This window comes from Tessaracoccus sp. MC1627 (genome assembly GCF_014164725.1).
Lineage (GTDB): Bacteria > Actinomycetota > Actinomycetes > Propionibacteriales > Propionibacteriaceae > Arachnia.
On the sequence record NZ_JACJGA010000004.1, the window covers coordinates 43893 to 66015 of the forward strand.

Here is a 22123-nt window from a genome sequence, read left to right on the forward strand (position 1 = left end):
GGAAAGGAAGACTGATGTCTCGACCAGGATTTGTCCTCGAGGTGGACGACCAGACCCCGCCGCTGCTCACCATGGCCGGCGCTGATCTGCGCCTGGAGCGCCTGGGGCTGGGCACCAGGGTGATCTACCCCGCCGACGCCGCGCCCTCCACGGACCCGGTGGCGCTGGTGGATTCGGCCCTGGCCGCTCCGCTCGGCGCCGACCCGCTGGCCTCGCAGCTCAAGCCTGACACCCGCCTGACCATCGTCGTGGTGGACTCCGACAGCCCGCTGCCCCGCCCCGAGTTCGAGGTCCGCCGCACCCTCGTCGAGCGCGTCCTCGAGACGGCCGCCCGGGTGGGGGTCGACGACGTGGAGCTGGTGATCGCCACCGGCCTCAAGCAGAAGTGGAATGCGGCCGCCGTCACCGAGGTGCTGGGCGACCGCGTGGCCACCTCCTTCCTGCCGGACGGGCTGGTCAGCAGCCACGACGTCACCTCGCCGGACCTGGTGCACCTCGGCGACGTGGACGGGGTCCCGGTGAAGTTCAATCGCCGGGTCGCCTCCTCGGACCTCGTGGTGCTGGTCTCAGCCCGGGCGGACTCGGGGGAGCGGTGCCCGTTCGTCTCTGGTCTGGTGGACGTGGAGACCGTCAACCGGCTCGCAGGGGCGCAGAGCGAGGATCGGTACTGCGCCGGCGTCGAGTCGCTGGTGCACGGGAAGATCCGCACCTTCGCCGTGGTCGCGGTGCTCGGGCAGCCCCTGCTGGGCCGGTCACTGCGCTTCGCCTCCCGCCGCGAATGGGAATGGAACCTGGCCGACAAGCTGTCGCTGGCCAGCGCCCGCCAGATCGTCGCGGCCCTGCCGCGACAGGGCGCCCAACTGCTACACGGCAACCCGCGAGCCGATTACGCCATCGTCGACGTCCTCAGCGGTGACTACCAGCGCGTGATGGCGGACTCACGCCTGGTGTGGAAGGCGGCCAACGCTGTCGAGGTGAAGGGGCAGGCGGATGTCCTGGTCACATCGGTCTGGGGCGCCTCCTTCGATGAGGGCGACCCGGTGGGTTCCCCGCTCGGCGCGGCGCACCACGCCCTGGTGACCCGGGCGGGAACCCACCTGGGCACCCCCTACGCCCGCGAGGGAGGGGCGCTGATCGCGTTCCATCCGCTGCGGAGGCGGTTCTCGAACCGCCGTCAGTCCGCGGCCGCCGACTTCTTCGCGACGGTGCTGCCGCAGACCACGGACCCGGCCGAGATCGCCGCCACCTACGAGGCGCGCGCCATCGACGACGAGTGGTACCTGGACCTGTACCGCAAGCAGTTCGCCGAGCACCCGCTGCACGTGTTCCACCGCTGGTACGCCACCGCCCGGGCGGCTGAGCGGTTCTCCGACGTGATCTGGGTGGGCGGGGACCGGCGCAGCGCCGCGATCCTCGGGCACCGCAGCGCGACCACCTACGCTGACGCCCTCGAGATCGCGTCGAACACCGTGGGACGCGCCCCTTCCATCACGGTGCTGCGCAGTCCCGGGCTCGCGCTGGGCGATGTGCGATGAGCCGCCTGCTCCCGTCCTGGGCGCAGAGCGGGCGCGGACGCCAGCGGCCCAAGCTGACCTGGCCCCGTGACCTGAGGCAGATCGCGTCCGGGATGCTGCACACCGGCACACCCGCGGGCGCGCCCCCGCGGCCCCCCGTGGCCCGCGACAGACTCAGCCTCCGCGCCGCCCTGTCTGGGCGACACCTGATGCTGAGGCTGCTGAACCTTCGCCTCGACATCGAGCTGGTCTCAGCCGACAGCGTCGCCGGCCTTCAGCCGCCAGTCGTGTTCGCCGCCAACGAGCAGGGTGCGATGGACTACCACCTGCTCCGCTTCGCCCTCCCGTCAAGGGTGCGGCCGACGATGATCGCCCCGTCTCGGGCGATCGCGGGCGGGCGCAACGTGGTGGTGTTCGCCGACGAGCCCGTCAAGCGCCGCCTTGTCGGCGAGTTCTCAACCGTCCCCGCGGCACTGGCCAACCAGCACAACGTGCCCATCGTGCCGGTCGGCATCGTCGGCACGTTCAAGCTTCAGGACATCCTGAAGCTGGCGCTCCGCAGCCGGCCGAAGGTCTCCATCCGCTTCGGCGCCCCCCTCTACACCCGGGGACGCTCCCTCGCCGAGGCCACGGCCGAGGTGCAGGCCCGCGTCGAGGAGCTCGTCCACGAGGGCGATCTGTCGTGGTGGACGGTGCAGCGCCGCCGCGGCGGAGCCAGCTCGGGCACCACCCTGTCCGCGCCGCGTTGGCGCAGGCTCTGGGACCAGGCCGCACCCAAGCCCGCCCCCGAGCACAGGATCTGGCGGTAGCGCGGGGAATGGACGTCTATGTGGAGCCGCACCTCGCGTGGCGACTCCTCGGCCCGGACGACGCTGCCGATCTCGATCACTTCCGCAGCCAGCTCGACGCCTTGGAAGATTCGGTGCTGTCCGGCGTGGCGGCATCGATCACGCAGCGCAACCTGCAGGTGGCGCACGCCGTCGGCGGCTACGACGCCTACCAGTCCCTCTCGGCCTACGCGGTGGCCTACATCGCCGAGACGGACCCGCTGCGCATGTACCTCATGGGTGGAGTTCACCCCACCCACCGGCACCTGCACATCGGCACCGCGCTGCTGCACTGGCAGGTCACCCACGCCGCCGCGTGGCGGGACGAGTTCCGGCCCGGTCAGCCGCTGTGGCTGGGCTGCTACGCGGAGCTCGGGCGCCCCGGCCTCGAGCGCGTGGCCCACAGCCTCGGCTTCACGATCGAGCGCTACTACTACGATCTCCACCGCGACCTCACCCGGCCCGTTGCGTCACCGGCAGTCGAGGACGTGCAGCTGGAGGCGTTCACCCCCATGCACTCCGAGGGGGTACGGCAGTTGCACAACCTGTGCTTCAACGGCATGGGCCATGAGGTCACCACGGACGTGTGGGCGGCGCGTCTCCACGATCCGGACTTCCGCCCGGACTGGTCGTTCCTGGCCAGCGTCGACGGCCAGGTGGTGGGGTACGCCATGAGCGGCGTGGCGGACACGGACGACGATGGGGCGCCTGTGGGCTGGATCGAGCGTTTCGGGGTCCACCCGGAGCACCGCGGCCACAAGATCTCCCTGGCCCTGATGGGTCGCTGCCTGCAGGCGATGCGGGAAGCCGGCTGCCACGAGGCCGGCATCGGCATCGACACCCCGGACGGGGTGGGCGTGCAGCGGCTCTCCGCGGAGCTCAGCTGGACGACACGCGACGCGGTGGCACTCCTCACGAAGGTGGTTCCCTGAGCCCGCGATAAGCTGTCGGCCAGTACAGACGACGGAGCGCAAGAAGGTGGGACAAGGATGAGCGGCCATTCCAAGTGGGCGACGACCAAGCACAAGAAGGCGGTCATTGACGCCAAGCGGGGCAAGCTGTTCGCCAAGCTGATCAAGAACATCGAGGTCGCGGCCCGGCTGGGCGGCGGTGACCTCGCCGGTAACCCCACCCTCTACGACGCGGTCCAGAAGGCCAAGAAGTCGTCGGTGCCCAACGACAACATCGACCGCGCCGTCAAGCGCGGCTCCGGCGCCGAGTCCGGCGGTGCGGACTACGAGACCATCATGTACGAGGCCTACGGCCCGGCAGGCGTGGCGATCCTCATCGAATGCCTCACCGACAACCGCAACCGCTCGGCCTCGGACGTCCGCGTGGCGGTCACCCGCAACGGCGGCACCATGGCAGACGTCGGCTCGGTCCAGCGCCTGTTCGCCCGGAAGGGCGTGGTGACCGTTCCCAAGCAGCAGGGCGGAAGGGACATCTCGGAGGACGACCTGCTCGAGGCGGCACTGGAGGCCGGAGTCGAGGAGGTCGACGACGACGGCGACGTGTGGGAGGCGGTCTGCGACCCCAACGACACCGTCGAGGTCCGCAAGGCCATCGAGGCGGCGGGGCTGGACTACGACTCCTCCGAGGTGCAGTTCGTGCCGTCCTTCGACCAGGAGGTCGACTCCCTCGACGTGGCGCAGAAGGTGTTCCGCATCATGGACGCCCTCGACGACTCCGACGACGTGCAGAACGTCTTCACCAACCTCGACGTGACCCCCGAGGTCGCCGAGGCCCTCGAGGCCGAGGACTGATCCGCCGGGCATGCGCATCATCGGCATCGACCCCGGCCTCACCCGCTGCGGCATAGGGATCGTCGACGGCACAGTCGGGAAACCGCCGCGGCTGGTGGCCGTGGGGGTGGTGCGCACTCCTGTCGGGCTGGACATCGCGCAGCGCCTGCTGGCGCTCGAGGCAGGCCTGGCGGGCTGGTTCGACGACTACGCGCCGGAGGCGGTGGCCATCGAGCGCGTCTTCTCCCAGCACAACGTCAACTCCGCCATGGATACGGCGCAGGCCGCCGGTGTCGCGGCGCTCAACGGCGCCCGGCGCGGCCTCCCCGTAACCTTCCACACGCCCTCGGAGGTGAAGGCCGCCGTCACCGGCTCCGGCTCCGCCGACAAGGCGCAGGTGGCCCTCATGATCACCCGCATCCTGAGGCTCACCGAGCCGCCCAGGCCGGCCGACGCAGCGGATGCCCTGGCGGTGGCGGTGTGCCACGCCTGGCGCGGGGGCGCCACCAACCGTTACGCCGCGGCAGTCGCGGCAGCCAAGGGGACCCGATGATCGCCCTCCTCACCGGCACCGTCCTGTCGGCCGGCGCCACCTTCGGCGTCCTCGACGTCGGCGGCGTCGGCTACCGGGTGCTCACCACCCCTCAGACCGCCGCCGGGCTCCGCGTGGGGGAGCGCGCCACCCTGCACACCACGCTCGTGGTGCGGGAAGACTCCATGACGCTCTTCGCCTTCGGAGAGGAGGGGGAGCGCGAAGCCTTCGAGCTGGCCCAGACGGCCACCGGCGTCGGCCCGAAGCTGGCCCTGGCAATCGTGTCGGTGCTCACGCCGGGCGAGCTGCGGCGCGCCGTGCTGACGGAGGACGTCAAGCGCCTGTGCGCGGTGCCCGGCATCGGGCTCAAGGGCGCGCAGAAACTGGTCATCGAGCTGAAGGACAGGGTGATGGTCCTGGCGGACACGCCCGCCGGCGACGCCTCCGGCCCGGCGGACACAGACGCGTGGCGCGCGCAGGTCAGCGAGGGCCTCCAGGGCCTCGGATGGTCGTCGCGGGACGCCGAGGCGGCTTGTGACAACGTCGCCCACCTCGTCGAGTCAGATCCCGGGATCGGGGTGGCGAAGCTGTTGCGCGCCGCCCTCAACTCGCTGGCGAGGCGGTGATGGACCACACGGAGGTGGACCCGACGGCAGACTTCGAGGACCGCGACTACGAGGCGGCCCTGCGCCCCAAGCGGCTGGCGGAGTTCGAAGGCCAACCGCGGGTGCGGGAGCAGCTGGCGCTGGTCCTGGACGCCGCGCGCCACCGCGGCAGCGCCCCGGACCACGTCCTGCTGTCCGGCCCCCCCGGCCTGGGGAAGACCACCCTGGCCATGATCATCGCGGCCGAGCTCGGTACCGGGCTGCGGATCTCCTCAGGCCCAGCCATCCAGCACGCGGGCGACCTCGCCGCGATCCTGTCCGGTCTGGACGAGGGTGAGGTGCTCTTCCTCGACGAGATCCACCGGCTGTCCCGCCCCGCCGAGGAACTGCTGTACCTGGCCATGGAGGACTTCCGCGTGGACGTGATCGTCGGCAAAGGGCCCGGCGCCACGGCCATCCCCATCGAGCTGCCGCCGTTCACCCTCGTGGGCGCCACCACCCGGGCTGGGCTTCTTCCCGGGCCTCTCCGGGATCGGTTCGGGTTCACCGCGCAGCTGGACTTCTACGCCTCAGAAGACCTGGAGGGAATCGTCGCGGGCTCGGCAGGGAAGCTCGGGGTGCGGATCGACGACGCCGCGCGCCGGGAGATCGCGACCCGCTCCCGCGGCACGCCGCGGATCTCCAACCGTCTGCTGAGGCGGGTGCGGGACTTCGCGCAGGTCAAGGGTCACCCGGACGTGGACCGCTCCGTCGCGCGGGCTGCGCTGGAACTCTATGAGGTGGACGAGCGCGGCCTGGACCGGCTGGACCGCTCGGTCCTCGTGGCGTTGTGCCGCCTGTTCGACGGCGGCCCCGTCGGGCTCTCCACGCTGGCGCTCAGCGTGGGGGAGGAGATCGAGACCATCGCGGAGGTGGCCGAGCCGTTCCTCATCCGGGAAGGACTCATGGTGCGCACCCCCCGCGGCCGCGTCGCCACCCGGGCTGCCTACGCCCACCTCGGCATGTCGGTGCCCTCGGCCAACCCCGCCCTGTTCGACTAGCGGTCCTCTCCGTTGGTGCAGCACGGGGCGAGGGACGTTGGGCGGGCTGGGCCTTCGGGGCCATCCCGGCGACCTGCTCACCAGCGCAGGGCAGCCGTCTCGATGGGCCAGGAGTGCTTGTCAGCTGACGTTACAACCCTTCGAGACGGTCCACGCCGCTACGCGGGCGGCCCTCCTCAGGGAGCGGTGGGGGACGGTCCACGCCGCTCCGCGGACGGCGCTCCTCAGAGGGCGAAAGTTCGGTCCCTGAGGGTCCCGCGTCGCGAAGCGACCGTGGGACGTCTCGAAGGGTCGAGAGCCCGCACCTCAGCACAGGGGTGGGGGACGGCAGGGCGGCACTGCGTAGCGGTGCCCAACCCGACGATCACCCAACCGGCATCCCGCCCAAGCGGACCCGACCCCGACGCCGCCCTGCCGGCCCGCACCGGGACAAGTCAACGCCACAGGGGGAACGAGTGCGGGGAGACGGGAGACGATGCCCGGGCGGCCTCCACAACGCGACCACCGACCGGACCAGCACCCGGCAGCAAGACGTTTGACAACGGCCGCCCGGGCATCGACTCACGGCTCCCCGCACCCGACAACGAGATTGGCGTGAAGGTGGTAGTCACGACCCTTCGAGACGGGCCACGCCGCTTCGCGGGCGGCCCTCCTCAGGGAGCGGTGGGGACGGGCCACGCCGCTTCGCGGGCGGCCCTCCTCAGGGAGCGGTGGGGACGGGCCACGCCGCTTCGCGGGCGGCCCTCCTCAGGGAGCGGTGGGGACGGTCCACGCCGCTTCGCGGGCGGCCCTCCTCAGGGAGCGGTGGGGATGGTCCACGCCGCTTCGCGGGCGGCCCTCCTCAGGGAGCGGGAGGGACGGGCCACGCCGTGCCGCGGCCACGGACCGGTAGCCTGTCAGCCATGCGGACGCGTGCGGACATCAAGGCCTGGCTCACGGACATGGATGGCGTGCTGGTGCACGACAACCGGGCGCTGCCGGGCGCGCAGGAACTCATCGACCACTGGGTGTCATCGGGGACCCCGTTCCTGGTACTCACCAACAACGCCACCTACACGCCGCGGGACCTCTCCGCGCGCCTCAGGGATTCGGGCCTCAACGTGCCGGAGGAGAGGATCTGGACCTCGGCCATGGCCACCGCCAAGTTCCTCGCCGAGCAGAAGCCCGGCGGGACCTGCTTCATGGTGGGGGAGGCAGGCCTGTCGACCGCCCTCCACGACGCCGGCATGGTCCTCTCCGACCGGGCCCCGGACTTCGTCGTCATCGGCGACACCCGCACCTACTCGTTCGAGGCCATCACCACCGCCATCCGGCTCATCGACGGCGGGGCGCGGTTCATCGCCACCAACCCCGACGCGACGGGGCCGACGCCCTCGGGGGTGGTCCCGGCCACCGGCGCGGTGGCGGCGCTGATCACCAAGGCCACCGGCCGCGAGCCCTACGTGGTGGGCAAGCCCAATCCGATGATGTTCCGCTCCGCGTTGAACAAGATCGGTGCCCACTCCGAGGAGACGGGCATGATCGGGGACCGGATGGACACTGATATCGTCGCGGGCATGGAGGCGGGCCTGCACACGGTGCTGGTGCTCACCGGCATCTCCACCACCTCCTCGATGACACAGTTCCCCTATCGCCCGGTGGAGATCCTCGACGGCGTCCACCAGATGCTGGCTGGGGCCACGCCGACCGACGATGGGGCCTGACGCGCCTCGGCGCGGTTATCCTTGCAGGCACCGCTATCCTGATCGATGGCTTACCCACGTACGGAGTGAAACGAACTATGGACCCCCTTATCCCCATGATGATCGCGCTGTTCGCGGTCATGTACTTCCTCATGATCCGCCCGCAGCAGAAGCGCGCCAAGCAGCACCAGGAGATGCAGTCAGGGCTCAGCGTCGGTGACCGCGTCCTCCTCACCTCGGGCATGTTCGGCACCGTCTCATATATCGGCGAGCGGCAGCTGATCGTCGAGCTCGCCCCCGGGGTCGAGGTCACGGTGCTGAAGGGCAACGTGGCGCGCAAGGTCCTGCCCGAGGACGAGGAGTTCGAATTCACCGATGAGGCCGCCGAGGGCGACGACGTCATCGGCGACGACGCGGACCTCACCCCGGCCCTGGCCGAGACACCCTCCGACGACGCGGCCACCCCCGTCGACAACGGTGCTTCAGCCGATGACACGTTCTTCCAGGATCGCACCGCGGAGCCGCGTGCGGAGGACACCAAGTAACGGTGGCCACCTCAGCGAAGAGGGGGCGCCCCGGCGTCGTCCTCACTGTCTTCCTGCTCATCATCGCGGGTCTCTACACCATCATGGCGGCCACCAACACGTGGACCCCGAAGCTCGGCCTTGACCTCAAGGGCGGGCAGACGATCACCCTGACGGCCACGAACGACGCAGTGCCCATGGAGTCGCTCGAGTTGGCCCGCGACATCATGCAGCAGCGCGTCGACGGCCTCGGTGTCGGTGAGGCCTCAGTGGTCATCCAGGGCGAGCGCAACATCGTTGTCTCGGCGCCCAACGTCGAGCGCGACGATCTGGTCCAGCTCGTGGGAGCCACCGCCCAGCTCGAGTTCCGCCCCGTGCTCCAGGTGGCCGCGGGTACCGGCACGGACCCGTCGGCCTCTCCGGACCCGTCCGAGTCGCCGCTGCCAGGTCTCCCCGAACCCGCCCCCAGCCCCACGCCCTCCCCGTCGCCCGGCCCGGACGGCGAGCCGGTGGATCAGCTGCCCATCGCCGAGGTGCTCGCTTTTGAGCCTACGGAGGCCGAGTACCAGGCGTTCCTGGAATTCACGTGCGGCGACGAGGTGGCCGACGATCCGTTGACCTCGCAGGTCGCCTGTGACACCGACGGCCTCCGAAAGTTCCTCCTCGCCCCCGTCGCGGTGCGTGGTCAGGACCTGTCCACCGCCTCGTTCGGGATTCCGCAAGGCGAGTTGCAGTACGCGGTGACGCTCAGCTTCGACGCCGAGGGCACCGCCAGCATGTCTGAGCTGACGGGCGCCCTGGTGGGTGCAGCCGAACCGCGCAACATGTTCGCGATCGTCCTCGACGGCAAGGTCGAGTCGGCGGCCACGGCCGAGAGCCGGATCACCAACGGTGACGCGATCATCCGCGGCGGGTTCACCGCAGAGTCGGCTGCCGGCCTGGCCAACGTGCTGAAGTACGGCTCCCTCCCGCTGTCCTTCGAGCCGTCCCAGGTGGAGACCGTCTCGGCCACGCTGGGCGGCGAGCAGCTCCGGGTCGGCATCATCGCCGGCATGATCGGGCTCCTCGTGGTCATGCTCTACAGCTTCCTCTACTACCGGGGCATGGGCATCGTCGTCGTGCTCTCCCTCGCGGTGGCCGCGTCGGCCACCTACGCGATGATGGTGCTGCTGGGGTCGGTGATGGGCTTCGCGCTCAATCTCCCGGGCATCGCGGGTGCCATCGTCGGCATCGCCGTCACCGCAGACTCGTTCATCATCTACTTCGAGCGCATCCGCGACGAGATCCGGGAGGGGCGCAGCCTCAAGTCCGCCCTCTCGGCCGGCTGGGCGAAGGCGCGCGGCACCATCGTCATTTCCGACGCGGTCTCGCTCCTCTCCGCAGTGGTGCTGTTCGTCCTGGCCGTCGGCGCGGTGAAGGGCTTCGCGTTCACGCTCGCTCTCACCACGCTCATCGACCTGGCCGTGGTGTTCTTCTTCACCAAGCCAGTGGTCGAGCTGCTCAGCCGCACGAAGTTCTTCGGTGAGGGTCACAGGTGGTCCGGGCTCGACGCCCACCGCATGGGCGTCACCCGGGACTCCCTGCTCGGCCGCCGCAGCAAGCGCGCCACGGCCGCCAGCTCAACCGTCCCGCAGGAGGCCTGATGTCCACCAGGAAGCTCGGGATCGCCGAGCGGCTCTACACGGGCCAGACCAGTTACGACTTCATCAAGCACCGCCGCCTGTGGTTCATCGTGTCGGCGGTTGTCATCGGCGTCTCGCTGCTGCTGCTGGTGTGGCGCGGTCTCACCCTGGGCATCGAGTTCAGCGGGGGCACGGACTTCCAGGCCCCGATGCGCGTTCAACAGGGCACCGTCGACGAGGTCCGTGCGCAGATGGCCGACGTGGCCGTCGAGGACCTGGCCCCGCAGGTCTTCGCCCTCGGCGAGGACGCGATCCGCGTGCAGACCCGGGCACTCAGCCCAGACGAGACCAACACCGTTCGCGCAGAGGTTGCCCGCATCGCCGGCTCGACGGTCGACGACGTCACCTACAACGCCATCAGCGGCTCCTGGGGAGAGCAGATCACCCGCCAGGGCACCATCGCTCTGGTGGTGTTCATCGTGCTGGTGATGGCGCTGATCGCCGCCTACTTCCGGGACTGGAAGATGTCCGTGGCCGCGGTCGTAGCCGTCTTCCACGACCTGCTCGTCACCGTGGGCGTCTACGCGGCGGTGGGCTTCACCGTCACCCCGTCGACCGTGATCGGCGTACTGACCATCCTCGCGTACTCGCTGTACGACACCGTCGTGGTGTTCGACAAGATCCGCGAGAACGTCAAGGGCATCGAGCACACGAGCCACACGTACTCGGAGCAGGCGAACCTGGCCGTGAACCAGGTCCTGGTGCGCTCGCTCAACACCACCGTCATCGGCGTGCTGCCCGTCCTGGCCCTGTTCATCGCCGGCGCCACGCTGCAGAGCGGGCCCCTGGCTGATCTCGGCCTGGCGCTGCTCATCGGCATGATCGCCGGCGCCTACTCGTCGCTGTTCATCGCCATGCCCGTGCTGGCGTGGCTGCGGGAGCGCGAGCCGGCCATGGTCGAGCACCGTGAGCAGCTGGCCCGTCGCAAGGCCCGCGCCGCACAGCGCGCCGGCGCACACAAGCAGCCGCTGGACGCCGCGGCCGAACCGATGGCCCTCGTCGACGGCGAGGCATTCCTGGCCTCCGGCGTGCGTCAGCAGAGGCGCACCGGCGGGTCCCGTGCGGAGAGGAAGGGCAAGCGATGATCGTCAACGAGTCCGCCAAACGCCGCGAGCTGGTGGGCGGACTGATCTCCGACGTGCCGGACTTCCCGCGCCCCGGTGTGGTGTTCAAGGACATCACCCCGCTGCTCGCGTCCCCGCAGGGGTTCCAGGCGGCGGTGACCGAGCTCGTCACGACGGCCCCGCGCGGCATCGACGTGGTGGTGGGCATGGAAGCGCGAGGTTTCATCTTCGCCGCACCCGTCGCGCTGGCGCTGGGCGCCGGCTTCGTGCCCGTGCGGAAGCCCGGGAAGCTGCCCGGTGAGACGATCTCGGAGTCCTTCGAGCTGGAATACGGGTTCGAGACCCTCTCGATGCACCGCGACGCCATCCGGCAGGGGGCGCGGGTGCTGGTGGTCGACGACGTCCTCGCCACCGGCGGCACCGTGGGGGCCACGGCCGCCCTGGTGAAGCAGATGGGGGCCGACCTGGTGCACGTCAGCGTCCTGATGGAGCTGAGCTTCCTGGGGGGTCGCCAACGGCTCGCGGAGCTGGGGATCGACAATCTCACCGCAGTCCTGACAGTCTGAGCCATGGCCAAGTTGGAGCCCGGCGGACGGGGCGGGGTGCTGTCGCTGGTCAGCCTGCCGCGGATCACCTCCTCGCCGTTCAAGGAGCTCGCACGGCGGGCACTGCTGGCGCTGCTGCTCCTGATGGTCAGCACGATGATCGTGTGGCTGGACCGCGACAGCTACGCCGACAACACCGCTGCCGACGGCGTGTCCCTGCTGGACGCGCTGTACTACTCCACTGTCACGCTGACAACCACGGGCTACGGTGACATCACGCCGTTCGCTGCGCATGCCCGCCTGATCAACGTGCTCGTGGTCACCCCGCTGCGCATCGGCTTCCTCGTCCTCCTCGTCGGCACCACCATCGAGGTGCTGACGAAGGAGGGGAGCCGGAGCATCAAAGACACGTTCTGGAGGAGGAAGATGCGCAACCACGTCGTCGTGATCGGTTACGGCACCAAGGGCCGCAGCGCCGTCAACACGCTGCGCCGCCACGGTGAGGCCGCGGACAAGATTCTGGTCATCGACGCGCACGCCAGCGCTGTGGCTGACGCCAACTTCGACGGGCTCGCCGCGTTCCAGGGCGACGCCACCCGCCGTGAGCTGCTGCGCCGTGCCGAGATCAGCAAGGCCAAGCAGGTCATCATATCCCTGGACCGCGACGACACAGCCATCCTGGCCACGCTCACCGTCCGGCAACTCAACCCCACCGCAGGCGTGGTCGTCGCGGTGCGCGAGCACGAGAACGTCCCGCTGGTGCGGCAGTCAGGTGCGTCGTCGGTGGTGACCAGCTCCGAGACCGTCGGCCGGCTCCTCGGGCTCTCGGCCATCGGACCAGAGCTGGGCACCATCATGCAGGACATGCTCACCGGGGCCGAGGGTCTCGAAGTTCACCAGAGGCTGGCCGAGCCGCAGGAGGCCGGGCAGCCGCCGTCGGCCGTGCAGGGTGAACGCGTCATCGGCATCATCCGCAACGGAACCCTGCGCCGCTTCTACGATCAGACGGCCACCAAGATCGAGATCGGGGACGAGCTGATCGTCGTGCGTCGCGCGCAGCCGCCGGCCAAGGATTCACACGGGCTGCTGTCGCGCCCCTACGACGAGTAGGCGGCTACGATTGGGCTTTAGCGGCGCGAAGGGAGGCGACCATGTCAGAGGATTCGCTGACCGGCGTGTCGCGGCTGGTGACCGGCCCCGAGCAGCCGCGGTTGCGGATGCGGCACAGGCTGGCCCGTCTCGGCGCGGTGCGTTCCAAGTCCGCCGTGCTGGACCCGCTGTTCAGGATCGTGAAGTCCAACCATCCCAAGGCGGATCTCGACGTGATCGAGCGCGCCTACCGGGTGGCCGATCAGTGCCACGAGGGGCAGAAGCGGAAGTCGGGGGATCCCTACATCACGCACCCGCTGGCCGTCGCCACCATCCTGGCCGAGCTCGGGATGACCGAACCGGTGCTGGTGGCCGCGCTCCTGCACGACACCGTCGAGGACACGCCCTATTCGCTGGAGCAGCTGCGGCTGGACTTCTCAGACGAGGTCGCGCGAATGGTCGACGGTGTCACGAAGCTGGACAAGCTGACCTACGGGGAGACGGCCAAGGCGGAGACGATCCGCAAGATGATCATGGCCACCTCCGAGGAGGTGCGGGTCCTGGTGATCAAGCTGGCGGACCGGCTGCACAACATGCGCACCATCGGTTTCCTGAGGCCGGACAAGCAGGTCCGGATCGCCACCGAGACCCTCAACATCTTCGCCCCGCTGGCCCACCGGCTGGGCATGAACACCATCAAGTGGGAGCTGGAGGACCTCTCGTTCTCCGTCATCGAGCCCAAGGTCTATTCGGAGATCGTGGACATGGTGGCCCAGCAGGCCCCCTACCGGGAGCGGTACCTGAGGGAACTGATCGCCGAGTTCCAGAACCTGCTCAGCGAGGCGAAGATCACCGCCACCGTCTACGGCCGCCCCAAGCACTACTACTCCATCTATCAGAAGATGATGGTCCGCGGCCGTGACTTCAAGGAGATCTACGATCTCATCGGGCTGCGCGTCCTCGTCCAGGACACCGCCACCTGCTACGCGGTGCTGGGGGTGGCGCATGCCGCGTGGAAGCCCATCCCCGGCCGGTTCAAGGACTACATCGCCGGGCCGAAGTTCAACCTCTACCAGTCGCTCCACACCACCGTGCTGGGCGCCAACAACGAGCCCGTCGAGCTGCAGATCCGCACCCACGAGATGCACCGTCGCGCCGAGTACGGCGTCGCGGCGCACTGGAAGTACAAGGCGGACCTCCGCGAGGGCGTCACGCCCGAGGATGCCGGCCTGCGCGCCATGCACCAGCTTGGCGTGATGTCGAAGGAGACGGAGGACCCCAGCGAGTTCCTGGACTCGGTGATGTTCGAGATCAACTCCGACGAGATCTACGTCTTCACGCCCAAGGGCGAGGTGATCGCGCTGCCGCTGGGTGCCACGCCCGTGGACTTCGCGTTCGCCGTCCACACCGAAGTGGGCTACCGCTGCATCGGCGCCCGCGTCAACGGCCGGCTGGTCGCGCTCAGCACCCGGCTGGCCCAGGGCGACAAGGTGGAGATCCTCACCTCGAAGGCCGAGGGGGCGGGTCCCAGCCGTGACTGGCTGGGCTTCGTCGTCTCCAGCCGCGCCCGGCAGAAGATCAAGGCGCACTTCTCGCGCGAGCGCCGCGACGTCGCCATCGAGCAGGGCAAGGATGCGCTGGCCAAGGACCTGCGCCGCACCGGAATCCCGATGCAGCGCCTCCTGACGCTGGAGAACCTGACGGCCGTGGCCAACGAGCTGGGCCTGAAGGACGTTCCCAACCTGTACGCCGCCATCGGGGAGGGGCACCTCGGCTCCCAGGGCGTGGTGGAGAAGCTCATCGTGCTGCACGGTGGCGAGGAGGAGACCGTAGACACGGTCACCGAGGACGTCGTGGTGAGGCAGCGCAGGCGCCCGGTGCGCGACGGCGCCCACATCCTCGTCGACGGCGACAGCTCGGTGGCCGCGAAGTTCGCGAAGTGCTGCTATCCGTTGCCGGGGGACGAGATCATCGGATTCGTCACCCGCAGCGAGGGGGTGTCCGTGCATCGCGCGGACTGCTCCAACGTGCCGGCGCTGATGAAGGAGCCGGAGCGCATCGTCGACGTGGCGTGGTCCGGCCACGAGCAGGGCGCGAGCTTCCTGGTCACGATCCAGATCGAGGGAATCGACAGGGCACGTCTGCTGTCGGACGTCTCATCGGTGCTGTCCGAGCAGCACGTCGACATCCTCTCGGTCAACATCACCACCAATAAGCAGCGCCAGTTCAGCGGCCGGATGACGTTCGAATCGGCAGATCCGACGCACCTGCAGCATGTGATCCGTCAGGTGCGCCGGATCCCTGGGGTCTACGACGTGTATCGGGTGGCGGGTTAGCCCGTGAAGTCCGCGAGGGTCTCGCGGGCCTGCTCCAGCCAGCTCTGATACGTCTCGATGGACTGCTTGGCGTCCTTGGCCCGCTTCGCGTCACCCTTGGCCTCGGCCGCTGCCAGGTCCTTCTCGAGCTTGGCGATCTGGGCCTCGAACATGGCGACGGTGTCCTGGGCTCGCTTGCGCGCCTCCGGATCCGTCCGGCGCCACTCGTCGGCCTCCATCGTGGCCATCTTGTCCCCGAGCGCGCGCACGCGGGCGTCCAGGTCCCGCATCGCGGTCCGCGGCACGTGACCGAGCTGGTTGAGCTTGCCCAGGAAGTCGCGGTGGATGGTCTTGGCGGCCTCCACATCCGTGACGCCTTCCAGGTCCTTCTCCGCCTGCTCGACCAACGCCAACCGGGCAGCGAGATTCTCCGCCTGCTCGCCGTCGACGGCGCTCTGTGCCGCGGTGCGTGCGTCGAAGAAGGCGTCCTGGATGGCGCGGAACTTCGCCCAGAGGGCGTCATCCTCGGCGCGGCGCGCGCTCCCGGCCGCCTTCCAGCGCTGCATCAGGTCACGGAACGCGGCCGACGTGGCGCCCCAGTCCGTTGAGGTGGCCAGCGGCTCGGCCTCGGCGATGATGGCCTCCTTGGCTTCCTTCGCCCCGTCCCGGCGCTGGTTCAGCTCACCGAAGTGGGTCTTGCGTCGGCGCGTGTACTGCGTGCGGGCCGAGGAGAAGCGGTGCCACAGCTCGTTGTCCGTGGCGCGGTCCACCCGGGGGAGCGCCTTCCACTCCTCGAGAAGCACGCGGAACCTGTCCACGCCGCCGCGCCAGTCGTCACCCTCAGCGAGCTTCTCGGCCTCCTCGACCATGGCCTCCTTGGCGGCGACAGTGACGGAGTTCTGTTCCGCCCGCTGCGCCTTCCTGGCCTCGATCTGGGCCGGGAGCACCTCAAGCAGGGCGTCCAGTCGGCGGGTCAGGGCCTCCAGGTTCCCGACGGCGTTGGCCCCGGTCACGTTCGTGCGTGCGGTGCCGATCGCGGAGCGTGCCTCCTCCGGCGACATGGCCTGGGCGGCCACCCGTGACTCGAGGAGGCCCACCTCCGCAGCCAGATTCTGGAAGCGCCGAACGTAGAACGCCATGGCTTCATCAGGGGTGGAGTCGGGGATCTGCCCGACACTTCGTTCGGTGTCACCCACGCGGACATAGACCGTGCCGTCGGCATCGACGCGGCCAAAATCAGAGGGCGCTTGCGATTCGCTCATGGGCCCAATCTAGCCGTATAGGGTGTCGTCGTGCTCATCCAGCCAATCCAGGTATCGCCCTGGCAGTCCAACTGCTATCTCGTCTCACCGCACGAGGACACCGCCGAGTGCATCATCGTCGATCCGGGCATCACGGCGGCCGAGGCGGTGCTGGCCGCAGTGGCCGAGCGTGGGCTGCATCCGGTGGCGCTGATCGCCACCCACGGCCACCTGGACCACGTGGGAGACGCGCATCTCCTGGCGGCCCACTGGAACATCCCCCTGTACCTGGCGAAGGCCGATCAGCACCTGTTGGTCCGGCCCGGCGACGGGCTCGGCCCCCAGGGAGGTCAGCTGATGCGTCAGCTCACCGGCTCGGACACGCTGCCGCCCGTGGCGGACGTGCGTGACCTCGAGGATCCGATCACGCTGGCGAGGATCCAGGTGACTCCGTTCCCGGCCCCCGGCCACACCTCGGGATCCACCCTCCTGGAGTTCACCTCCGCGCGCACCTCCGTGGTATTCACCGGCGACGTGCTGTTCGCAGGCACGATCGGGCGCACCGACCTGCCCGGCGGTAGCATGGCCGAGATGCGCGAGTCGCTGCGGCGCATCGCCACGCACTTCCCGGCCGAGACGCCGCTGCTGCCCGGCCACGGCCAGCCCACCAGCATCGGCCAGGAGCTCGACTCGAACCCCTTCCTGCAGCCGAACCCCTTGTGAGGAACCCTGTGTCCCGCCCCAAGCCGCTCAGCGGTTACCCCGAGTTCCTTCCGTCCGGACGGATCATCGAGAACCGCGTCCTCGACGTCGTCACCGGCACTTTCGAGGTGCACGGCTTCGCACCCATCGAGACCCGTGCCGTCGAACCGCTGGCGCAGCTGGCCCGCAAGGGAGAGATCGAGAAGGAGATCTACGTGGTGCGCCGGCTGCACGCCGAGGCCGGCGATGTCGACGAGTTGGGCCTTCACTTCGACCTCACCGTCCCCTTCGCGCGCTACGTGCTGGAGAACGCCGGCCACCTGGCGTTCCCGTTCCGCCGCTACCAGGTGCAGAAGGTGTGGCGCGGCGAGCGCCCGCAGGAGGGCCGGTACCGCGAGTTCACGCAGGCGGACATCGACATCGTGGGGCAGGACTCGCTCGCCGCTCACCACGACGTGGAGATTCCGCTGGTGGCCGTCGACGTGTTCGAGAAGCTGCACCGCGACCTCGGCCTCCCGCCGGTTTCACTCCACGTCAACAACCGGAAGCTCTCCGAGGGCTTCTACCTTGGCCTGGGGATCGAGGACACCGCTGCGGTGCTGCAGCGGGTCGACAAGTACGACAAGATCGGGCCCGGGGCCGTGGCGGAGCTGCTGACGGCCGAGGTGGGGCTCTCCGAAGCACAGGCCCGCGCCTGCGTCGCCCTGGCGGGTATCTCCGCAAGCGATGAGTCCTTCGTCGACGAGGTGCGCGCCCTCGGTGTCACGCACGAGCTTCTGGACACCGGCCTGGAGGAACTCGCCGCACTGGTCAGGGTGGCGCGTCGCTCCGTGCCCGACCGCGTCGTCGCGGACCTCAAAATCGCCCGCGGTCTGGATTATTACACCGGCACCGTCTACGAGACGTTCCTCGTGGGCTCCGAGAAGCTCGGCTCCGTCGCCTCCGGCGGCCGCTACGACTCGCTGGCCAGCGACGGCAAGGTGACCTTCCCCGGAGTCGGCTACTCCTTCGGCATCACCCGCATCCTCGTCCCCCTGATCGGCAAGGGACGTCTCGTCTCCTCGCGCAGCGTCCCGAGCGCGGTACTGGTGGCCGTCGACGACGAGGAGTCGCGTGAGCGGGCCATCGAGGTCGCGGCACAGCTGAGGTCGCGGGGGATCGCGGTGGAGGTTGCCCCGAAGGCCGACAAGTTCGGCAAGCAGATCCGCTTCGCGGAGCGCAGGGGCATCCCGTTCGTGTGGTTCGGCGCCGGCTACGAGGACTCCGTCAAGGACATCCGCACCGGCGAGCAGGTGGCCGCCTCGCCGGCCACGTGGCAGCCACCACTGGCGGACCTGCGGCCCACCGTCGGCGCACCGGAGGCCTGAGCCGCACCTCACGAGGTACCGCGCCCGGGCGGCAAGCCGTTACGATGTCGGGGCCAGCTGCACTGTCTATGCAGCGCAACGAGAGGAATACCGTGATCCGCACCCACGACGCCGGGGCGCTCCGCGCCGGGCACGCAGGAAACCAGGTCGTACTCGCCGGATGGGTGGCCAAGCGCCGCGACCACGGCGGTCTGGCCTTCATCGACCTGCGCGACGCCTCCGGGCGCGTCCAGGTGGTCATCCGCGACGAACTCCTCGAGGCCACCGGCGCCCATGACCTGCGCAACGAGTACTGCATCAAGGTCACCGGCGTCGTCGAGATCCGCCCCGAGGGCAACAACAACCCGGACCTCCCCACCGGCGAGATCGAGGTGGCCATCACCGAGCTCGAGGTCCTCAACACGTCGGCTCCGCTGCCGTTCCAGATCGACGAGCGGGTCACCGTCGGCGAGGAGGCCAGGCTGAAGTACCGCTACCTGGACCTCCGCCGTCCGGCCCCGGGTGCGGCCATCCGGCTGCGCTCCGAGGTCAACAAGGCCGCGCGGCGCGTTCTGGGGGATCGCGACTTCGTCGAGATCGAAACCCCCACCCTCACCCGCTCCACCCCCGAGGGCGCCCGCGACTTCATCGTCCCCGCCCGCCTGGCGCCCGGATCCTGGTACGCGCTCCCGCAGTCCCCCCAGCTCTTCAAGCAGTTGCTCATGGTGGCGGGCATGGAGCGCTACTACCAGATCGCGCGCTGCTACCGCGACGAGGACTTCCGCGCCGACCGCCAGCCGGAGTTCACCCAGCTCGACGTCGAGATGAGCTTCGTGGACCAGGACGACGTGATCGAGCTGGGCGAGGCCCTCATCAAGGAGATCTGGGCGCTGATCGGGACGGAGCTGGAGACTCCGTTCCCGCGGATCACCTACCTGGACTCCATGGACCGGTACGGCTCCGACAAGCCGGACCTCCGCTTCGACCTCGAGCTCACGGAGCTCACCCAGTACTTCGCCGACACCACCTTCCGCGTGTTCCAGGCCCCCTACGTGGGCGCCATCGTGATGCCCGGCGGCGGCTCGCAGCCCCGCCGCACCTTCGACGCCTGGCAGGAATGGGCCAAGCAGCGCGGCGCCAAGGGCCTGGCCTACGTCACCCTCGACGAGAACGGCGAGCTGGGCGGCCCCGTCGCGAAGAACCTCTCCGACGCGGAGCGCGCCGGGCTCGCGGAGAAGACCGGCGCCAAGCCGGGGGACTGCATCTTCTTCGCCGCCGGCGCCCGGGCCGCATCCCAGGCGCTGCTCGGTGCAGCCCGCAACGAGATCGGTGAGCGCTGCGGACTCATCGACGCGGATGCCTGGAGCTTCCTGTGGGTGGTTGACGCGCCGCTGTTCAAGCCAACCTCCGATGCGAAGGCAGAGGGTGATGTCGCGGTGGGTGAGGGCGCCTGGACGGCGGTCCACCACGCCTTCACCTCCCCCAAGCCGGAGCACCTGGACACGTTCGACACGGCCCCCGGCGAGGCGTTGGCCTACGCCTACGACATCGTGTGCAACGGCAACGAGATCGGCGGAGGGTCGATCCGTATCCATCGCCGGGACGTGCAGGAGCGCGTGTTCAAGGTGATGGGCATCGGGGCCGAGGAGGCCCAGGAGAAGTTCGGCTTCCTCCTCGACGCCTTCCAGTTCGGTGCGCCGCCGCACGGTGGAATCGCGTTCGGCTGGGACCGGATCGTCGCCCTGCTGAGCAGGTCCGACTCGATCCGTGACGTCATCGCCTTCCCCAAGAGCGGCGGCGGCTTCGACCCGCTGACCCAGGCACCGGCCCCGATCTCCGCGCAGCAGCGCAAGGAAGCGGGAGTCGACGCGAAGCCCGAGGTGAAGGGCGTCACTGCCTGACAGCGACGCTCCGGTGCGCGGACCGCGAGTCGATGCCCGGGCGGCCGCGGTCGACGCAGCGCCCCTGGGGTCTTTGACCACCCAAACCGTCTCGGGCTCGGTCTTTCGATGCGCGGAGTCGAAAGCCGATGCCCGGGCGGCCGCGATCGACGGATCTTGCTGCTGCTCTGGCCTCGCGGGGCTCGGGTGGTTGAGGCCGCCCGGGCATCGGCTTGCGCCTCCCCGCACTGGTTCGGCGGTGGCGCGGCCCGGTCCGGGTGCGCCTCGTCAGGGCGGCCCTGGCGCAAGTTCGTCCAAGCGGGACGCCAGTTGGGCGATCGTCGGGCTGGGCATCACTGCGCCGAGCCGCCCCCACGAGTCGCGCCCTCATCTGCGGCTCTCCCGCGGGTTGAGCCGGGCCGAGCCGCGAAGCGGCGCAGCCCGCGTCGACTTGGGTTGAGCCGGGCCGAGCCGCGAAGCGGCGCAGCCCGCGTCGACGCGAGGGTGTAGCAGGACCCAGTTGAGTTTCAGGACCGGCGTGACCCGACAGGAATTCGGTCAGCCGCCGAGGATGTTGGGGACGCTGCGCGGGCGAAGGACGAGCCACAGCGCGGAGGTGGCCAGCAGCGCGCAGATCAGGATCCCCATGCCCATCGGCACGGCGCTGGTCATCGCGAACAGCCCGATCAGCGGGCCCACCGTCGACCCGACCACCTGAGTGACGGCACCCATCAGGGAGGCCGCAGTCCCGGAGTGCTGGCGATGGTGGTGCAGCAGGAGGATCTGCCCACAGGGCGCGGACAGGCCGAACCCGAACGTCAGGATCCACAGCGCGGGCACCAGGGGCACGAAGCCGACGTTCGCGGCGTCAACCACCAGCACCGCGACACCCGACGTCACCATCAACGACGTGGCCAGGACCAACACCCACTGCGGGCCCCAGCGCTGGGCGAGCCGGCTGCCGAGCTGGACGCCGACGAAGACGCCGAACGAGCAGATCGCGAAGACCGTGCCGAAGCCCCTGGGGGAGAGGCCATAGACCTCCTGCAGAAGCACCGACGAGCTGGCCACGTAGGAGAACAGCGCGCCGAATGCGAAGGCCGCCACGAGGATGGCCCCCAGCGCCATCCGGTCCGCGAGCACCGCCCGGAAGGCCATGCCGACCGGCTTCAGGCCTCCGCGGGTCCGCTCCGACGGCGGCCGAGTCTCCACCGTCATCACGACGATCAGCACGATCACGACGGAGCCGTAGGCCGCCAGGCCCCAGAACACGCCCCGCCAGTCGGTGAAGCTGACCATCCAGGAGCCGACGATGGGCGCCACGATCGGCGCAAGACCCGAGATCAGGGCAAGCCTGGACAGCATCACCACGAGCGGGCGCCCGCTGAACAGGTCGCGCGCCATCGCCATCGCCACCACCGCACCGCCCGCCGAACCAACGCCCTGAAACAGGCGCATGGCGGTGAGGAACTCGATGCTGGGGGCCACCGCCACCAGGACGGAGGACACCACGTGCAGGATCGAGCAGAGGATGAGCGGAAGCCGCCGGCCCAGTCGGTCACTGAGGGGGCCGACCAGCAGCTGCCCCGTGGCGAACCCCAGGGTGGTGGCCGACAGGGTCAGCTGAACCTGCGCGTCGGAGATCCCGAGGTCGGTCTTGAGCGCCGGGAAGGCGGGGAGATAGAGGTCGATGGTGAACGGGCCGAGGCCCGTCAGCATGCCGAGGGTGACGATGATCGCTATGCGACGACGTCGCGAGAATGTGTTGCCGAGGTGGGAAGCCACGAGGGACC

Annotated in this window: 19 protein-coding genes; 17 read left to right on the forward strand and 2 right to left on the reverse strand. The window is 69.6% G+C overall.

All coding sequences use genetic code 11. The features are described 5' to 3' along the window. Nucleotides 1-14: 14 nt before the first annotated feature. The 14 genes from H5399_RS08755 to H5399_RS08820 all read left to right on the forward strand — a co-directional run bounded on the left by H5399_RS08755 (nt 15) and on the right by H5399_RS08820 (nt 15182). Entirely contained in the window at nt 15-1535 is a 1521-nt protein-coding gene (locus H5399_RS08755; protein WP_182782674.1) for a lactate racemase domain-containing protein, read from the forward strand. Next, nucleotides 1532-2323, forward strand: a complete 792-nt coding sequence (locus H5399_RS08760; protein ID WP_182782675.1) for a 1-acyl-sn-glycerol-3-phosphate acyltransferase — start codon at nt 1532-1534, stop codon at nt 2321-2323. Before H5399_RS08755 ends, H5399_RS08760 begins: the two co-directional genes overlap by 4 nt. Nucleotides 2324-2331: 8 nt before the next feature. After that, nucleotides 2332-3273, forward strand: a complete 942-nt coding sequence (locus H5399_RS08765; protein ID WP_182782676.1) for a GNAT family N-acetyltransferase — start codon at nt 2332-2334, stop codon at nt 3271-3273. A 57-nt stretch (nt 3274-3330) separates the two neighbouring features. Beyond that, the gene (locus H5399_RS08770; protein ID WP_182782677.1) at nt 3331-4104 is read left to right on the forward strand and encodes a YebC/PmpR family DNA-binding transcriptional regulator; all 774 of its coding nucleotides are present in this window, start codon (nt 3331-3333) and stop codon (nt 4102-4104) included. A 19-nt stretch (nt 4105-4123) separates the two neighbouring features. Further along, entirely contained in the window at nt 4124-4636 is a 513-nt protein-coding gene (ruvC, locus tag H5399_RS08775; RefSeq protein WP_370585752.1) for a crossover junction endodeoxyribonuclease RuvC, read from the forward strand. Further along, on the forward strand, nt 4633-5241 hold the full coding sequence (gene ruvA, locus H5399_RS08780; RefSeq protein WP_182782679.1) for a Holliday junction branch migration protein RuvA: 609 nt from the start codon (nt 4633-4635) through the stop codon (nt 5239-5241). The genes ruvC and ruvA overlap by 4 nt, the downstream gene beginning before the upstream one ends. Continuing rightward, the gene (gene ruvB, locus H5399_RS08785; protein WP_182782680.1) at nt 5241-6260 is read left to right on the forward strand and encodes a Holliday junction branch migration DNA helicase RuvB; all 1020 of its coding nucleotides are present in this window, start codon (nt 5241-5243) and stop codon (nt 6258-6260) included. Before ruvA ends, ruvB begins: the two co-directional genes overlap by 1 nt. A 902-nt stretch (nt 6261-7162) precedes the next feature. Continuing rightward, on the forward strand, nt 7163-7963 hold the full coding sequence (locus tag H5399_RS08790; RefSeq protein WP_182782681.1) for an HAD-IIA family hydrolase: 801 nt from the start codon (nt 7163-7165) through the stop codon (nt 7961-7963). A gap of 77 nt (nt 7964-8040) precedes the next feature. Next, nucleotides 8041-8487: a preprotein translocase subunit YajC gene (gene yajC / locus H5399_RS08795; RefSeq protein ID WP_182782682.1), complete on the forward strand. Its 447-nt coding sequence runs from the start codon at nt 8041-8043 to the stop codon at nt 8485-8487. A gap of 2 nt (nt 8488-8489) precedes the next feature. Then, on the forward strand, nt 8490-10109 hold the full coding sequence (secD, locus tag H5399_RS08800) for a protein translocase subunit SecD (protein ID WP_370585726.1): 1620 nt from the start codon (nt 8490-8492) through the stop codon (nt 10107-10109). Continuing rightward, a complete protein-coding gene (gene secF / locus H5399_RS08805) occupies nt 10109-11233 on the forward strand; it encodes a protein translocase subunit SecF (protein WP_182782683.1) in 1125 nt (374 codons plus the stop codon). Before secD ends, secF begins: the two co-directional genes overlap by 1 nt. Further along, nucleotides 11230-11778 (forward strand): adenine phosphoribosyltransferase, encoded by a 549-nt coding sequence (locus tag H5399_RS08810; RefSeq protein WP_182782684.1) that lies wholly within the window; start codon nt 11230-11232, stop codon nt 11776-11778. Before secF ends, H5399_RS08810 begins: the two co-directional genes overlap by 4 nt. Nucleotides 11779-11781: 3 nt before the next feature. Then, nucleotides 11782-12867 carry a TrkA family potassium uptake protein gene (locus H5399_RS08815; protein ID WP_182782685.1) on the forward strand — a complete coding sequence of 362 codons (1086 nt, stop codon included), beginning with the start codon at nt 11782-11784 and terminating at the stop codon, nt 12865-12867. A 41-nt stretch (nt 12868-12908) separates the two neighbouring features. Then, the gene (locus H5399_RS08820) at nt 12909-15182 is read left to right on the forward strand and encodes a bifunctional (p)ppGpp synthetase/guanosine-3',5'-bis(diphosphate) 3'-pyrophosphohydrolase (protein WP_182782686.1); all 2274 of its coding nucleotides are present in this window, start codon (nt 12909-12911) and stop codon (nt 15180-15182) included. Here the strand turns inward: H5399_RS08820 and H5399_RS08825 are convergent. After that, nucleotides 15179-16423: a DUF349 domain-containing protein gene (locus tag H5399_RS08825; protein WP_182782687.1), complete on the reverse strand. Its 1245-nt coding sequence runs from the start codon at nt 16421-16423 to the stop codon at nt 15179-15181. The genes H5399_RS08820 and H5399_RS08825 overlap by 4 nt on opposite strands. Before the next feature lie 30 nt (nt 16424-16453). Between H5399_RS08825 and H5399_RS08830 the strand changes: the two genes are divergently transcribed. The 3 genes from H5399_RS08830 (at nt 16454) to aspS (ending at nt 20351) form a co-directional block, all read left to right on the forward strand. Further along, complete coding sequence (locus H5399_RS08830; protein WP_182782688.1) at nt 16454-17125, forward strand: MBL fold metallo-hydrolase; 672 nt, start codon at nt 16454-16456, stop codon at nt 17123-17125. Between the two features lie 8 nt (nt 17126-17133). Beyond that, nucleotides 17134-18471: a histidine--tRNA ligase gene (gene hisS, locus H5399_RS08835; RefSeq protein WP_182782689.1), complete on the forward strand. Its 1338-nt coding sequence runs from the start codon at nt 17134-17136 to the stop codon at nt 18469-18471. Nucleotides 18472-18563: 92 nt separating this feature from the next. Then, nucleotides 18564-20351 carry an aspartate--tRNA ligase gene (aspS, locus tag H5399_RS08840; protein WP_182782690.1) on the forward strand — a complete coding sequence of 596 codons (1788 nt, stop codon included), beginning with the start codon at nt 18564-18566 and terminating at the stop codon, nt 20349-20351. A gap of 537 nt (nt 20352-20888) precedes the next feature. On the opposite strand, the gene H5399_RS08845 is transcribed toward aspS, so the two are convergent. Beyond that, on the reverse strand, nt 20889-22115 hold the full coding sequence (locus tag H5399_RS08845; protein ID WP_182782691.1) for a multidrug effflux MFS transporter: 1227 nt from the start codon (nt 22113-22115) through the stop codon (nt 20889-20891). Nucleotides 22116-22123: the final 8 nt, after the last annotated feature.